This is a genomic window from Spirosoma arboris, assembly GCF_009754945.1.
Classification (GTDB): domain Bacteria; phylum Bacteroidota; class Bacteroidia; order Cytophagales; family Spirosomataceae; genus Spirosoma; species Spirosoma arboris.
Genome location: NZ_WPIN01000001.1, coordinates 56,568 through 69,717 on the forward strand (window position 1 = coordinate 56,568; position 13,150 = coordinate 69,717).

Annotated in this window: 12 protein-coding genes; 5 read left to right on the forward strand and 7 right to left on the reverse strand. The window is 47.7% G+C overall.

Annotation, left to right across the window (positions count from 1 at the left end):
• The first annotated feature begins 11 nt into the window (after window positions 1–11).
• From GO755_RS00350 to GO755_RS00365, 4 genes are read left to right on the forward strand one after another with little or no spacing between them, the layout of a single operon-like run.
• On the forward strand, window positions 12–524 hold the full coding sequence (locus GO755_RS00350) for a YybH family protein (protein WP_157582584.1): 513 nt from the start codon (window positions 12–14) through the stop codon (window positions 522–524).
• A 52-nt stretch (window positions 525–576) separates the two neighbouring features.
• Window positions 577–1,653, forward strand: coding sequence for a hypothetical protein (locus GO755_RS00355; protein ID WP_157582585.1), 1,077 nt, complete (start codon window positions 577–579; stop codon window positions 1,651–1,653).
• Window positions 1,654–1,665: 12 nt separating this feature from the next.
• Window positions 1,666–3,153 carry an MBOAT family O-acyltransferase gene (locus GO755_RS00360; protein ID WP_157582586.1) on the forward strand — a complete coding sequence of 496 codons (1,488 nt, stop codon included), beginning with the start codon at window positions 1,666–1,668 and terminating at the stop codon, window positions 3,151–3,153.
• Between the two features lie 56 nt (window positions 3,154–3,209).
• Window positions 3,210–4,226, forward strand: a complete 1,017-nt coding sequence (locus GO755_RS00365) for a hypothetical protein (RefSeq protein ID WP_157582587.1) — start codon at window positions 3,210–3,212, stop codon at window positions 4,224–4,226.
• 134 nt (window positions 4,227–4,360) lie between these two features.
• Here the strand turns inward: GO755_RS00365 and GO755_RS00370 are convergent, their stop codons facing one another.
• Both GO755_RS00370 and GO755_RS00375 read right to left on the reverse strand, forming a co-directional pair.
• Window positions 4,361–5,482, reverse strand: a complete 1,122-nt coding sequence (locus GO755_RS00370; protein ID WP_157582588.1) for a hypothetical protein — start codon at window positions 5,480–5,482, stop codon at window positions 4,361–4,363.
• 85 nt (window positions 5,483–5,567) lie between these two features.
• The gene (locus GO755_RS00375; RefSeq protein ID WP_157582589.1) at window positions 5,568–5,747 is read right to left on the reverse strand and encodes a hypothetical protein; all 180 of its coding nucleotides are present in this window, start codon (window positions 5,745–5,747) and stop codon (window positions 5,568–5,570) included.
• A 277-nt stretch (window positions 5,748–6,024) separates the two neighbouring features.
• Here GO755_RS00375 and GO755_RS00380 point away from each other — a divergent pair, with 277 nt between their 5' ends.
• A complete protein-coding gene (locus GO755_RS00380) occupies window positions 6,025–7,545 on the forward strand; it encodes a hypothetical protein (protein ID WP_227686817.1) in 1,521 nt (506 codons plus the stop codon).
• A gap of 76 nt (window positions 7,546–7,621) precedes the next feature.
• On the opposite strand, the gene GO755_RS00385 is transcribed toward GO755_RS00380, so the two are convergent.
• From GO755_RS00385 to GO755_RS00405, 5 genes are all read right to left on the reverse strand, one after another.
• Window positions 7,622–7,954, reverse strand: coding sequence for a hypothetical protein (locus GO755_RS00385; protein WP_157582591.1), 333 nt, complete (start codon window positions 7,952–7,954; stop codon window positions 7,622–7,624).
• 131 nt (window positions 7,955–8,085) lie between these two features.
• Window positions 8,086–8,451, reverse strand: coding sequence for a hypothetical protein (locus GO755_RS00390; protein ID WP_157582592.1), 366 nt, complete (start codon window positions 8,449–8,451; stop codon window positions 8,086–8,088).
• A gap of 314 nt (window positions 8,452–8,765) precedes the next feature.
• On the reverse strand, window positions 8,766–9,761 hold the full coding sequence (locus GO755_RS00395) for a hypothetical protein (protein WP_157582593.1): 996 nt from the start codon (window positions 9,759–9,761) through the stop codon (window positions 8,766–8,768).
• Between the two features lie 49 nt (window positions 9,762–9,810).
• Complete coding sequence (locus GO755_RS00400; protein ID WP_157582594.1) at window positions 9,811–11,052, reverse strand: MFS transporter; 1,242 nt, start codon at window positions 11,050–11,052, stop codon at window positions 9,811–9,813.
• A gap of 379 nt (window positions 11,053–11,431) precedes the next feature.
• Window positions 11,432–12,691, reverse strand: coding sequence for an arsenic transporter (locus GO755_RS00405; protein ID WP_157582595.1), 1,260 nt, complete (start codon window positions 12,689–12,691; stop codon window positions 11,432–11,434).
• Window positions 12,692–13,150 lie beyond the last annotated feature (459 nt).

A 13,150-nucleotide genomic window follows, 5' to 3' on the forward strand; every position in this document is an offset into this window, starting at 1 on the left:
TCAATAAACCCATGAAAGTCAGCCTTCTATCGCTATTTCTATCAGTCGCTACGCTGATAGTGTTTACAACCCGTTCATTCGCGCAAACGTCGGGTGATGAAGCTGCTATTCGGCAGGTTCTCGACGGTATGCAGTTAGCTTTCGACAAACGCAACATCAAGGCTTTTGGAAGCCTTTTTGTCCAATCCCCGAATTTATATTATCAGGTTGCGCCCGGCGGTGGTGAGATGATTGTGGCTCATGGGTACGATAATATGGTAAAAATGATAGGGCATCGCTTAAAAGAGCTTGCCAATGAACCACCAACTAAAAACACATTCACCCAGTATAAGACGCACATCAACGGAAATTCGGCCTGGGTTACGTTTACCTTAATCGCCGAACTCCCTGGTGGTCAGAAAGTCAATGCCTGTCAGTTTTCCGTACTTGAAAAAAAGGCAGACAATGGTTCGGCACCCCGATGGAAAATTGCCGCTATGACCTGGCAAGACTATCCCGATGGAAAACTGGTAGAAGTGAAGTAGTTGCTCATAAAGGCATAAAATCAATCACCCATAAGTTTACTTCCTCGTTTTTATGAAAACAATAAACTATGCAAAAGCAGCTTGCCTAACGCTGGTCCTCGTCCTGACATTCGTGACCGGATGGGAAGTCTACTGGCGACAAAAAGACTACGTTCTGGCCTATAACGATGACGAGAGTCTGTGGGCTTATACCCGCAAACAGATTTACCTGAGTAGTCCGGCCAGACCCGTCTTGATTGGTTCCTCCCGGATCAAATTCGACCTGAGTTTGGCAACATGGCAACGTATCACCGGCGAAAAACCGATTCAACTATCCCTCGTCGGTACGTCTCCCCGGCCTGTGCTGACTGATTTAGGAAATGACCCGAATTTCAAGGGAATCTTGCTTATCGACGTAACGGAGGGGTTGTTTTTTACGCCAACTGGCGCTTTTCCAGAAAAAGAAGCCGATAAGCGAGTAGCGGCTTATCCGAACTGGTCGCTTTCGCAGCAGATCAGCTTTCAGATCAATCGCGTTCTGGAAGCGAATTTCCTGTTCCTCGACGACCTGAATCTGACGTTGAGTTCACTCCTCCATTTACTGCCAATTCCACCCCGACCGGGTACCTGGGGCGGGCCAAGATTTCCGTATGAATTTGCAATCAATGGATTTGACCGGCAAACAAAGATGTCCGATGCATTTATTGCCGATACGTCCATTCAAAATACAGTAAAACGGGAATGGCTGGAAATTGAGGGGCATGTTCCTAAAGGGGCCATAGCGGGGCCACCACTTGTAGACATTCTAGCGCAAACCAAGCGATCCGTCGAGCAGATTCGGGCGCGTGGTGGTCAGGTGTTATTTATTCGAACCCCCTCCGACGGGCCAATATATGCGGGTGAAAAGCAAACATATCCCCGTGCCCAATACTGGGATCGACTGCTTGCCTATACCCAAACACCGGGGATTTACTTTTCTGATTACCCCGCACTCACCCGCTTCACTTGTCCGGAATGGTCGCACCTGGCACCCAAAGACGCAGCCCGATTCACGCAGGATCTGATCCCGATTATTGAGCAGAAAATGGGCTGGTCGCTCCAACGGAATTCACCCGCATCACTTTCGAAAACCTCTTCCTCCACGCTTTGACTAACTCAAACAATGGTCTTCAATTCCTACACCTTTGTCGTCTTTTTCGCGGTCATTCTGGTGCTGCACAACCTGCCTTTTTCGTGGACGGTGAAGAAGGTGAATCTGCTGCTGGCCAGCTATCTATTCTACGCTCTCTGGAATCCGCCGTTCATCCTGTTGCTGTGGCTATCGACGGTTGTTGACTTTTACATGGCGAAGCTGATAGCCATTGAACAACGTCCCCGGAAACGGAAACTTCTGCTGACGGTCAGCCTGGTGCTGAACTTGGGCATGCTCAGCTATTTCAAATACGGCGGATTTCTGCTGGAAAACTTTACGGCACTTTTGTCGACAATGGGCATCGTGTTTCACGCCGTCAAACCCGATATTATTCTGCCGGTTGGGATCTCGTTCTATACCTTCGTTACGCTCTCCTACACGCTGGATGTGTACCGACGAAAGTTTGCACCTGAACCCTCGTTTCTGAACTTCGCGCTGTTCGTTACGTATTTTCCGCACTTGGTAGCCGGTCCAATCGTACGACCGGAAGACCTGATTCCACAATTTAAAACGCCCCGTCGGGCTACAACCGAGCAACTGAGCTGGGGACTATTTCTGCTTTCACTAGGCTTATTCATGAAAGTAACCATTGCCGATGGGTTGCTGTCCGAACACGCTGATTTGATTTTTGGCTTGCCGTTTCCGGTTCAAACACTTGATGCCTGGATGGGCGTTCTGGCCTTTTCGGGACAAATTTTCTGCGACTTCGCGGGCTATTCAACCTGTGCCATTGGCGTGTCACTTTGCCTGGGATTTGAATTGCCCGATAATTTTCGTTACCCGTATGCCGCTATTGGATTTTCGGATTTCTGGCGTCGCTGGCATATTACCCTCTCCACCTGGCTTCGCGATTATCTCTACATTCCATTGGGTGGCAATCGGCATGGAACTGTCAGAACATACATCAACCTCATGATTACGATGCTCCTTGGTGGACTCTGGCATGGGGCATCCTGGACGTTTGTTGTCTGGGGAGCGTTACACGGATTATTCCTCTGCATTGAGCGATTCTGGCGTGAAACAGCCGCCCGTCGTCGGGCAATTAGAGCGGAGAGAGCCGCCGATGGATCTGTGGTCAGTCAATCATCCGTCATTCCACCTATGCATTTTTCCAGTCTGCTGAGTCAGTTTGGACTGGCGATACTGACGCTGTTTCTGGTGAACATTACGTGGGTCTTTTTCCGGGCTCCTACGTTTGGTGGTGCTATGTTGCTGTTGCTGTCGATGTTTAGAGTCATTCCTAACGGCGCTCCCATGCTCACCAATCTGGCCATCCTGACAGTCAGTAGCATTACGATTGGCATCATTGCCTGCCATTGGCTGATGCGGGATAGTTCGTTGCTGTCTCTTTCAAAACGCCTACCCTGGTGGGGATTGGGTCTGGGTTGGTCGAGCCTGCTGATTCTGGTGATTCTGACACAGAAAAGTAGCGGCTCATTTATCTACTTCCAGTTTTAGAGCTTTGGTGTTTTGCCCCTACTTGATCGCTTGTCCAACTGAAAAATCCTCTTTCTATGACACCTTCTCCGGTTGAATCAGTGGCTGCCATTCGACCCATTCATAGAGGGCGCTATTTCTTCGTCGGTATGGCGATCCTATTTTTCATCATTTCGATAGTTGGGTTTACACCTAGCTATCAAGGTATGTCCAGCGGGTCATTAAAGTTTCATTGGTTTGTGCATGTGCATGGGGCCATTATGACCAGTTGGCTGGCCATGTTTCTAGCCCAGAGTGTATTGGCGGCAAGAGGTAATCTAAAATACCATCGAAAACTAGGACAAATCGGTTTTGTGCTGGGCATACTCGTCTATCTGGTTGCTGGGATTACCAGCACCCGTGCGCGACTATCCTTATATCTTCCTGTGGAAAGCGAATTGTGGGACATTCTGCTGGTTGAATTGTACAGCATGAACCTGTTCGGCTTATTTTTTACCTGGGGGATGCTGGTTCGTAAAAACGTAGCCGCCCACAAGCGTTTGTTATTGCTGGCAACTATTGCGTTAATGGGGGCTGGTATCGACCGAACGTCATGGTTACCGGGCTTGTATTCTGCCTTTTATGTCCGATTCATTTATCTGGATACACTGGTGATCGCCCTGTTCTTCTATGACTGGATTACGCTCCGGCGCATCCATCAGATTTCGTTAATTGGTATGGGGATCATCGTTGCCTTACAAACGACCATCACGCTGACTTTTGGTTCACCCGCCTGGCATCAGTTCTGGTACAATCGGTTTGCTCCGTTCGTAGAAAAGCCGGTTGAAATCAAGCTCAGCGAAGCGCAGGCAACACCTCTACTAGGTAATTACGGCGACAAATCCTGGCACTTGACTGTCAGTCGGGAAGGGGATAAACTTTTTCTGAAATTACCCAATCAACCAAAATGGGCGCTAGGCGCCACGGCTGATACGGCGCTGTTTGTTAAAACAATGATCTGGAATCTCACATTTGCCAAAGGAGCCGATGGTCAGGTGACGCAGCTTACCAACACTCAGGGCCCTTTGGTTTGGAAAGTGTCGAAACTGAAGTAACCCTGCTGCTAAAGTTTCCCAGTGAGCATCATCGAAATCGACTTTGCGCCGAGCAGGGTTATCCTCCAACTGCCATTTCCAGTTTTTGTCCAGTACTACAGGAGGGGGCGATGGTTAAAGTTAACTTCCTTCTTTTACAATAGATTTTTGGTGGCAGGCTTAGAAATAGTACTCTTGGCATTGCTCTTTTTTTGCACTGCAGAAAGTGACTTTGGCGTTTTAGGAACCTCGTTGCGCTGAGCACGGCCCAGAAAAACTTTAACCGAGTTGTTGATGACTGCATAAAATTCATCAAGGTACTTTAGCGTGCGTTTTATATAGGCTGACTCCAGGCGAGGATCGTTCGCATACAGGTCGTAAATTTGGGGCTTCAGTTGGTTGAACCGGTCAAAGACCCGATGAAACAACGCTGATGGATAGGCAATACCGCGGTAGACCCGTTCCCGCACCGAGGCAATGCCAATGTGCTCGGAGGGCTGAGCGTAAAAGGCCTCGACGATACCTGCTTGGTCGAAATCGTAGGGCACCGGCACGGGATTCCTTAGCGTAGGAGCCGTCAGCAACCGGATGTTATGCCGGTAGGGTACCGACCAGTCGGTGTTGCCAATCAGGTATTCAAACACCGCCAGTGTGGCCATATGCAGGGAATCCATGTTGGCCATACTAATTTGTCGGAGTTTATTAGGCATCCCACCGTTGCGTTTCACCAGATTGGATTCGTCTTCCAATAGCACACCCCAGCGGGTTTCAATAGGGCGGGTGCCTGCAGAGTCCACATAAGTCACCCTGCATAGTCGTGCCCGAAAGCTATAGTCTGTCAGCAGGTTATAAAGTCGATACACCAAGTACTCCCGTACGACGTACTCCTCGTCTTCACAGTGGGTAACCAACTTCAGCTTGTTGTGGTTGGCAAACACGGTCTGACTCGCTTTCTTTCTGGGTACATTCAGGTACAGGGGCGGAAACGAACAGTTGTTCCATAGCTTCCGAAAGTTGCCACGTACCTGGAGTTTAACCGATAGGGTCACGGGTTGGCCTTGGATGCTCTGATAATTAAGTTGAGCCGGGTGCGCCATTGTGGTGTCGCCCCGGTCTTTCAATATATGCGTAAAAGAGGCTGTGAGCGTAAAGGGAAGCACCGTGTCGCTGCTGAAGAGGGCATCGTGTCGTGTCGAATCAGGCAAAAGAGCGCCTTGGGCGGAGCCTCCAACCTGAATCGCTAGCATGAGGAGCAAAAACACGAGTAGAAATTTCATTGGGAGGTATGGAGTAGTCGATTCCAAGGCCTTCAGTGCTTTCAACGGTCAGTGCACAGAGTACTGGGTATAGACGTTGGATACATCATTTCTTCGATTGGTAGCTCCGCATCTTTCTTTCGTCAATAGGCGGGTTAATAGTCTTGCTGATTAATGATTGCATTCCTTCCGCATGAGTATAGTTCATGTCCATTGGATCGGTCAGGCAACTGAGCAGAGGAAATTGACAGGCATCAAAACAGGCAAAGAGTAAAAGTACTTTCATGTTAGGTAGGATATTTAGTGCAGAAAGGTTAACAAGGGCAATCTAACTAAAATTGGGTATACTGTCCAAGTGTGCAAAAAGCGTTCGTATTGAATGGAAATATGCCTGCTTTAAATTATATGCTAAAACAGCCAATAGGGCGAATTCTGCTACATTAGCCACAAAAACTAAAACTATAAAAGTGTTTTTTGGAATAATGAAACAACTCTTCTATTTATTAGCCCTTTTACTGAGTTATACATTGAGGGCTCAAGGTCCTAGTAATTATGTAGCTAACATGCCCAATTCAGACTTGCCAAGTACTAATAATACTCTTATTGGCCCTAAAGCTGGCAACGCCACAATGACTGGAGTTCATAATGTATTTTCAGGCTACAGTGCTGGTAGTTCAAATACTTCAGGAAGCTATAATGTCTTTGTCGGATCTCAGACTGGTTATTCTAACAGAAGTGGTGGGTCTAATTTGTTTATGGGTAATGGTGCAGGTTATGCAAACAATTCAGGCTATTTCAATGTGTTTATGGGCTTTAATGCAGGGGCTTTCAACACAATAGGTAACTCGAATGTATTCAGTGGATATGCAACTGGGCTCTCTAATACATCCGGCTACAGTAATATTTTAATTGGTCCGTATACAGGCTTTAGTAATCAAACGGGCCATAATAATGTAATGATTGGTGATTCGGCAGGCCTTAATAACACCGCATCCGAAAATCTATTCGTTGGATCAAAAGCCGGAATTAAAAATACTGCGGGATTTAGTAATGCCTTTGTAGGAGCCTTTTCTGGTTATGAAAACACAACAGGAAGTGGTAATACATTTTTTGGTTATAAGACTGGCACATCAAATTTGGATGGAAATCAGAACACGTTTGTGGGCTATAGTGCAGGTTTTATTAATACTTCGGGGAAGGATAACACGTTTATTGGCAGTATTGCAGGCTGGGTCAATAGCAGTGGAGAGAAAAATACATTTGTTGGGTCTAATGCGGGTTATCATAACACAGCAGGGCCAAATAATACGTTTTTAGGCTATTCCGCAGGAAATGCTAACACGTATGGAGCTAACAATACCTTCATAGGATATCTAGCTGGCTATAACAATACCACCGGCTCAAACAACATCATCATCGGCCCCAACTCCGGCACAGCCATCACAACAGGCGATGATAATGTTTTAATGGGCTACAATAGTCAGGCCGGAGATGGTCTTCACAATGCCACGGCCATCGGCTCGGGCTCCAGAGTTGCTATCAGCAATGCTGTCATTCTGGGCAATAACGCCAAGGTTGGTATTGGGACTTCTGCGCCTACTGCCCGGCTAGAAGTCGTTAGTGAGTCTGCTGATGCCAGCGGCTTACGCTTAACCAATCTAACCACCTCCAGCCCTTCGACTCAATCTACCGACCAGTTCCTGGCCGTCAACGAAAAAGGCGATGTGGTCAAGGCCCGCTATCAACTTCGCATCAATAACTCTTCTGAGTGGAGCGACAAAGTATTTGCTCCAGGCTACAACCTGCAATCATTGGCTGAAGTAAAGAAGTACATTGATGCCAATCAGCATTTGCCGGGTGTACCCTCATCTAATGAAGTAGTCAGAGATGGCGTCGATTTGGTGAAAATGAATGCCACCCTACTGGAAAAAGTAGAGGAGTTGACCCTATATAGTATACAACTGGAGAAAGCCGATCAGCAAAAGCAACAGCAGTTGCAACAGCAACAACAGGAACTACAAGCCATCAAGAACAAGCAGGCTGAACTGGAAAATTTGCTTCATCAGCTCCTGAAACGGAAGTGAGCTGCAGCGTTTACGCTGATCAGCTTTATCCATCGAGTACGGGAAAGTATGCATGCCAAACGGAACGGTCTGGCGATTACAAAGGCAGATGGACGACAGCTCCACAAATAGCCTCCTTTAAGCGCTCAAAGGAAATTAGATACTCCAGCGAATAGTCTGTTTTGGTCGCGGGATCAGGCCGTTTATCAACGAAAAAACGCGCTTGCTGCCATCGCTTTGTGATTATTGATTTCTGACTCCGCCAGCTCTGCCAATAGGTCGATTGACAGGGTTCATTCTGTAATAGATCGCAGACCAGCAATTCGATTTGAGCATAAGTGCCTATCAGCTTGGCCACTCCTTGCTGGGACGATATTTGTTGCAGGCGCGTGGTTTTGCGTTGGATGAGTTGAGCAGTAGAGGTTTTCATATCGTTGATATATTAGTGGATGTTAACCTATTGTTTTGTAGTAACAACCAACTACTAGCCAAGGTTTTGAATCAAACCAAGGTAGTAGCTGCGAACCAATATGCGGTCGCCTTAATTGGAAGGAAGGGACGTTAAATACATTCAGAGATCGTTTCACGACCTGATGGGTATGAATTCCATTGGGCTAGGTAGCCATCTCCTAAATTGGGGTAGAGCTTTAAGATGATTACCAATTCGCGCCAGTAGTCGCAGAGGAACCAGTGCAAACTCAGCGACTCTGATTCCTGGATTTGCTCAAAGGCTAAAATCATGGACCTATCCTGAAGAGGATGGGCTTTTTTGACGACGAATTTCAGTCCAGCATGGATAGCATTTAGCTCCAACTGGCTGAACTGGCTCCCCCATTGCCGGGGCAGAATACCGGGAAAGACAACTTGGGTTGCAATGAATGTCTTAATGTATTCTTGTAGTAGATAGATGTTTTTAGGTAAGTACATGACGGTGGGTTTAACACCTAAAAAAGAAGCCAAAATCTTGCCAACGTGCGTTTTTATGATACGAAATGGCAAAAAAATAGCATAAATAGTATGTGCGATAAACAGCTGTGAGCCTGATGTTTATTCCTTTGGATCAAAGGTAGACTAAGGGCTAATTCACTAACGCTTACAGGTAAACGTTGCCATTACCAATAGTAGCCTGATGACCGAATGGTATAGCCTGACCTTTATCCAGTAAGAAGGATAATACATCATCATGAATATGTAAACTCCCAAACGGCGTTTACGCCTAAAAACTAGTTTCAGTTCGGCTACTACTTTTTGAGTGGCCGCACAATCTCGTTAAGTAGAATGGTCAGGTCATTGTTCATCAACTGAAGCTCAGTGGCCAATTGTCCCAGCATTGTCGAGCGGACAGTTAAGTCTTCGGCCGTATAGAGATCGCCATCCCCAAAATAATTAATCTCCTTACGTTTGTGCTTCCGGGTTCGTCTGGCATCTGCATTGAGCGAGACCAGAATGTCCCATCGACTCCGTAATCCATCGATCAGCGAGGGGGTACCCGCCGATTTGGGCTTGTTGAGATAATACCAAACCAACGGAGGAAAAACGGTCGATATGGTCGGGTGCGTCCATATATCCCGTAGTGGATTGCGCAGGTGACGATAGTCGGCTTTGGGTGGTTTTTGTAGCAATGATGTAATGCCTAAACTGGCTTCGGCCAGCCCACCACCAATGCCAGTCCACTCGCCCGCATCTTCATGATCGCCCAATTTAAGAAACCCAACCATCAGGGCGGTTAATGCACCGGTGGTGATGGCACTTATGGTCATGCGCTTTTCCCGGCTGTTCTCCTGCCGGGTTAGTAACGTCGCCGTCAACGCAGCCCGTTTACTATCACAGTCGACCAGGGCAACCGCCGTAGCAATATCGAAGCTAGCCAGTTGAAGTTGGTCCGTCATTTTTTGCCGGATTGTTAGGTACTCGTTCGAGGCTGGCTGATCGGGATTTTGCTGCTCCAGTCGCGTTATACGCACTAGCAATGGTGTGAGTCCTACGGCCTGCGCCATCCGAAGGCCGCGCTCGCCGTAACGATACCGAAGCAGCGAATCGTCCGTTGAACCCACTTGTAGGTCAATGGGGTGAAAGACATAGCCCGACGTACCACTGGAATCGATGACACAATTATCAGTGGCAACTTTTGACAGGGTGGATGCCGTCTGTCGGGAGGTCAGACAGCCGGTAAGTGTAGCACCAAAAAACAGACTTATCAGGCAACAGAATATAGGATAAAGTCGATGGTTGTTCATATAGTCAATTCAGTTGTAGAAAGAGAAATTACCCATTGCCAGGTAGACTTTAGGTTTTCTGAGAACTCGTTTCCGGGACAAAAAACCATAATACGCCCAGAGCAACGACAGCGAGCGCAGCCAGGGTTAGAAAAGCGAAATGGTAGCTCGTACGTTGCAGCAAGGCACCGGCAAATGCATTACTAAGCGAAGCTCCCAATCCAACCGCTGTGGCAATGGCCCCCTGTATGGTATTGAACAACCCGGAGCCACGTGTCAGATCCGAAACAATCAGGATCGACAAAACCCCAAAAATCCCTGCGCCAACGCCGTCCAGAATCTGAATGGCAACCAGCAATATTGGATCACTGGTCAGCGTGTAGAGCAGCCCTCGAATGGGTAATACAGCAAAGCCAATGAGCAGCAAGCGTTTACGTCCCTGTGGAGCCAGTTTGCCGGTCAGATAACTAACGGGAATCATGACGAGCTGCGCCACAATAATACAGGCCGACATGTAGGCCGACGATGCGCCCGCATTAATCCCCTGAGCCAGTCGCTGACCGAGTAAGGGGAGCATTGCAGCATTGGCAAAATGGAAAAGCACACAGGCCAGCGCAAAAAACAGAATCGACCGATTGCCGAGCACAGTTCGCCAGCCAGAGGATTTACCGTCACTAGCTTGCTCTTCTTCTTCCGTACAACCTCGGGCCAGTTGATGATCAATGTCTTTTTCCTGAATGCGCCAGACTGACAAACTACTTAGAATAGACATAGCGGCCAACAGCAGGAAAATCCCCTTTGTACTGACATAATAACCCAGCAATCCGGCCAGCAGGGCTGCAAATACGTTGCCGGCATGATTAAAGGTTTCGTTACGGCCAACGCGCTTATCCAGGGCTTTGGGCCCAACCAATCCCAGCGTAATAGCAGCAACAGCAGGGGCAAACCAGGCGGCTGCTACGCCCATAATGGCTTGCCCTCCCATGATTACCGGGTAAGTCGGCACGGTAATCGTGATGATGGCGGCCAGGGCTATCAGGAGTGAGGCAACAATCGAGTAGACACGCTTCCGTCGGGTTTGGTCGACCAGAGCACCCGCCGGTGTCTGGGCAACTACGGTGGCAATTCCCATTACCGACATGGCGATACCGATGTCCTGCGCCTGCCAATGTAACGTTGTTAATAAATAAATAGCCAGATAGGGGCCAAGCCCGTCCCGAACATCGGCTAAAAAGAAATTGGCGGTGTCCAGCGCCCGCAGGCTGGTTTTGCTGGGTTGTCGGGTAGCTGTTGCAGGCGATACGTTAAGCATTTTTTAATGGGGCACTTGCGTTGAGTAAACTAATGGTGCGACTTCATCATTTAGGCTGCGTAAATTTCGTACCAGGTTAGGTGGATGGACTTAATAATATACCACGCCCTGATTTTCAGTAAATAACTTCATGGCTATTTCGGTAATTACTCAATAGTATTGTAGAGAAAAGTACCTAAAAATGTTGCCTATTATGCTCACGGTTACAATGAGTCATTCTGGCACCATGAATGACTCATTGTAACCGTGAGCATAAAATCGAATGGTTGCGTTTTATGAGTGCGACTTGATTACTTATGAAGGCAAACCTACGACCCCTGTCTAAGTACGGGCTGAGGAAGAAATTAATTTATCTTAAGCTCTATCTTAAGGTGTTATATCAAACGTATCGGTAGTAGAGCCAGACCGTGCCCAGAGTACAAAGCAATGGTATCGTCATTACCAGGGCACCCAGTTTGAGAAATTCCCACGCGCTGACTGACTGGCCTTCTCGGCGTAGTGCAACCAGCCATAGTATCGTAGCCAGCGAACCCGTAACTGACAAATTAGGTCCCAAATCAACACCGATGAGGATCGCACTTTTGATCACTTCGGGAACCTGCCCAGCCTGTACGACTGTGCCTGCAATTAGTCCAGCAGGTAGGTTATTAACCAGGTTACAGGCAATTGCTACGCCAACACCACTCAACCAAGTCGTTTCCGATACTGACTGGTCTGTATTGGTACGTAACAGCGTAGTCAGCTCCTGAATAACACCTGTTTTTGCCAGAGCTTCCACCAGTACAAATAGTCCCGCTACCAGAGGCAGTACAGCCCACGATACGTCTTTAATGATCCCCCAGGGATTTTTTCTGGCCCGGATCAGCACCAGCGCAGAGGTAAGACAACCGGTTATGGCCGTGGGCAGACCCAACGGTTTATCAAGCGCTGATGCCCCCAACAGAATAAGCGCAGTTACGGCAATACCGATGATAGCTAAACGCCCACCCGGCGACAGGATCGGAATGGAGATGTCCTGCGCAACGGACTCCCGTAACCTATTGCGCAGGGTGAAGCGCAGGATCGCGTAGGTAGCAACAACTGATACAACAGAGGGCAATGTATAGTGGCCTAACCAGACTAATAAAGGAGGCATGTGCGTGCCGTAAATAACCAGATTAGCCGGGTTGGAAATAGGCAGTACAAAAGAAGCGGCATTGGCGATGAAGGCACAGATAAACAAATAGGGCAATGGATTTTTGACCTTCGCCGTTTTGACGGCAGCTGCTACGGCTGGGGTAAGCACAACGGCCGTAGCATCATTGGACAAAAACGTAGTGACTACCATGCCCACCAGATAAATTAGCCCGAAAAGTCGGCTGGCTGATCCGTTGGAAAGCCGAGTGGCATGGGCTGCCAGCCAGTCAAAAAGTTTTTCTTCCCGGGCCGTTTCGGCCAGAAGCATCATGCCGGTCAGGAACAGATATACGTCTGTTCCTTTGGTAATGCCCGACAAGCTTTCAGTAGGAGTAATCAGGCCAAGGATAAGCAGTAGGGTAGCCCCGCTAACCGCCCAGATGAATTCAGGTATTTTAAAAGGACGAATAATGACCCCGCCAATCGACAAAACAATAATAATCCAGACAATACTATGAGGCATATAAACGGTAAGTAATCAAATGATGCAGGTCCCCATAGGCATGGCCGGGTAGAACAGATTAACCAATGGAGCTAGTAATGGTTTCAATCTTCGCTCTTAAGCAAAGATTGAAACCCTGCATAATCATGGAAGAGATCCCGTAAAAACATCGCTCAGAATACCCTACACCACTAAACGTAGCTCTTCAACTGAATTAATTTATAAAATGTAACATGGGCAATTAAACATGTAACATGCTTTATGTACGTTTTGGATTATGTCAATATACTTTTGTCCTCAATTGTTATTATATGATTCCTGACGATGGCAAAATGTTACAGCGAATTTTTGGAAAACGAAAGTGAGTCGAGTTGCCCTTAGAGGTGTTTTAGGCCTAAACTGACCTTACCATGTAGGATACAATAGTTACCTTACTAAAGCTATCTTCGTAGCTAAGCCTTTATCTCGGTGTAGATGTAT